Annotated in this window: 4 protein-coding genes; all 4 read right to left on the bottom strand. The window is 64.8% G+C overall.

Annotated features, from left to right (window positions below; all coding sequences use genetic code 11):
- The coding region (locus tag Q1V87_RS07185; RefSeq protein WP_300591478.1) for a CNNM domain-containing protein at positions 1–349 on the bottom strand (349 nt) is incomplete at its 3' end.
- Positions 346–816, bottom strand: coding sequence for an rRNA maturation RNase YbeY (ybeY, locus tag Q1V87_RS07180; RefSeq protein WP_228178927.1), 471 nt, complete (start codon positions 814–816; stop codon positions 346–348). The genes Q1V87_RS07185 and ybeY, both read right to left, overlap by 4 nt.
- Entirely contained in the window at positions 813–1,841 is a 1,029-nt protein-coding gene (locus Q1V87_RS07175) for a PhoH family protein (protein ID WP_300591480.1), read from the bottom strand. Before Q1V87_RS07175 ends, ybeY begins: the two co-directional genes overlap by 4 nt.
- Positions 1,842–1,905: 64 nt before the next feature.
- The coding region (locus Q1V87_RS07170; protein ID WP_300591479.1) for an HIT domain-containing protein at positions 1,906–2,022 on the bottom strand (117 nt) is incomplete at its 5' end.

Genomic DNA, 2,022 nt, shown 5'->3' with positions numbered 1-2,022 from the left:
GACGGCCCCACGTGCGCGGGCTCGCGCCCACGACGACGAACGAGATGCCGGTCATCAGGACGGCGGCGGCGAGCATCGCCCACCAGATGCTGTCGAACAGGATCGTCAGTGCGACGGTAACGAGCACGGCTGCCGTTGTCTCGGAGAGCACGCGCATGAAGCCCGCGGCGTTGGCGTGCGCCGCGGGATCATTGGCGATTCCGCGGATGAACGCAGCGTTGCTACCGCTCTGGCTCATCTCCTCGAGGTCGGATCGGGAGGTCACACCGAGCGCTGCATCCACAGCCGCCATCAGACCACCGAAGGCGACCAGGAGGGCGGCTGCGGCAAGCAGCAGGGCCGCGGTCACGGCTTGAGACGACGGCGTTCGGCCGCGTGGAATCGGACGATGAGGTCTCGCTGGAGGGCGAACATCTCGCGTTCCTCCGCCGGCTCGGCGTGATCGAAGCCGAGCAGGTGCAGGAGTCCGTGGGTCGTGAGCAGGATCAGCTCGTCCATCGTGGAATGACCGGCAGCCTGAGCCTGACTCTCAGCGACCTGCGGGCACAGCACGATGTCGCCCAGCAGACCTTCGGGAGTCGGCGCATCTTCGGTACCGGGACGCAGCTCATCCATGGGGAAGCTGAGAACATCCGTGGGACCCGGTTCGTCCATCCACTGGACGTGCAGCGACTCCATCGCGCCCTCGTCGACCAGGAGGATCGCGAGGTCGGCATCCGGGCTGACGAACAACTCAGCGAGGTTGTTCTCTGTGAGCCGGAGCAGGACTGTCTCGTCGACGTCGATTCCGGACTCGTTGGTGATTTCGATCGTCATCGGCGTCCTCGCTTGGGCATGTGATCGCGCGGACCGGAAGGGCGGCTCGCCCCTCGGCGCTCAGCACGATTGCTGAGTTCGCTCGCCTCGTCGCGTTCCCGCTTTGCTGACAGTCGCTGCTCGTCGTACTCGGAGTAGGCGTCGACGATCCTGCCGACAAGCGAGTGGCGCACGACGTCATCGCTCGTGAGGTATGCGAAGTGGATGTCGTCGATCCTGCTCAGCACCTTCGTCACCAGGCGCAGACCCGACGCCCCCTGGGGCAGGTCGATTTGCGTGATGTCGCCCGTGACCACCATTTTCGTGTTGAAGCCCAGGCGAGTCAGGAACATCTTCATCTGTTCGGGGGTGGTGTTTTGAGCTTCGTCCAGAACAACGAAGGAGTCGTTCAACGTGCGGCCGCGCATGTATGCGAGGGGGGCAACCTCGATCGTGCCCGTCGCCATGAGCTTGGGCACGATCTCTGGATCCATCATTTCGTTGAGCGCGTCGTAGAGCGGACGCAGGTACGGGTCGATCTTGTCGGTCAGCGTTCCAGGAAGAAAACCGAGGCGCTCGCCGGCTTCGACGGCGGGCCGGGTCAGGATGATGCGGCTGACCTCTTTGCGCTGCAGCGCCTGCACGGCCTTGGCCATGGCCAGAGAGGTCTTGCCCGTACCGGCCGGCCCGATCCCGAACGTGATCGTCGTTTGCTCAATCGCATCCACATAGGACTTTTGCCCCAGCGTCTTGGGACGGATGACTCGACCACGGCTCGAGAGAATCGCTTCGCCGAGCACCTCGGACGGACGCGGGTTGCCATCGCTTCGCAGGATACGGTTCGAGCTGGAGACATCCGCTGGTGCCAGATCGTGACCGGTGCGCGTCATCGTCAGGAGTTCTTCGACGAGTTCCCGTGCCGCAGCGACAGCCACCGCACTGCCGGCGAGGGTGATCTCGTTCCCGCGGACGTGTACGTCGACATCCGGATGCTCGCGCTCGACGACGCGCAGCAGCCGGTCTTGCGGCCCCAGAAGCTGGACCATGGCGACACCGTCGGCGAACAACCGCTCCGTGACGCGATCTTCGGATTCCGCGCGGCTGTCCGGATCAGCCACCGAGACTGCCTTCTGCGAGGTCGCCGCCGAGCACGTGGGCATGCACGTGGAAGACTGTCTGCCCCGCGCCAGACCCGGTGTTGAACACCAGTCGGAAATCACCGCTGCC

The organism is Microbacterium sp. (genome assembly GCF_030149085.1).
GTDB lineage: Bacteria > Actinomycetota > Actinomycetes > Actinomycetales > Microbacteriaceae > Microbacterium.
This window is presented reverse-complemented; position numbering and strand designations above follow the sequence as displayed.

Coding starts and splice junctions, on each gene's coding strand:
- ybeY (WP_228178927.1), bottom strand. CDS start 816: ATGACGATCGAAATCACCAACGAGTCCGGAATCGACGTCGACGAGACA.
- Q1V87_RS07175 (WP_300591480.1), bottom strand. CDS start 1,841: ATGGTCCAGCTTCTGGGGCCGCAAGACCGGCTGCTGCGCGTCGTCGAG.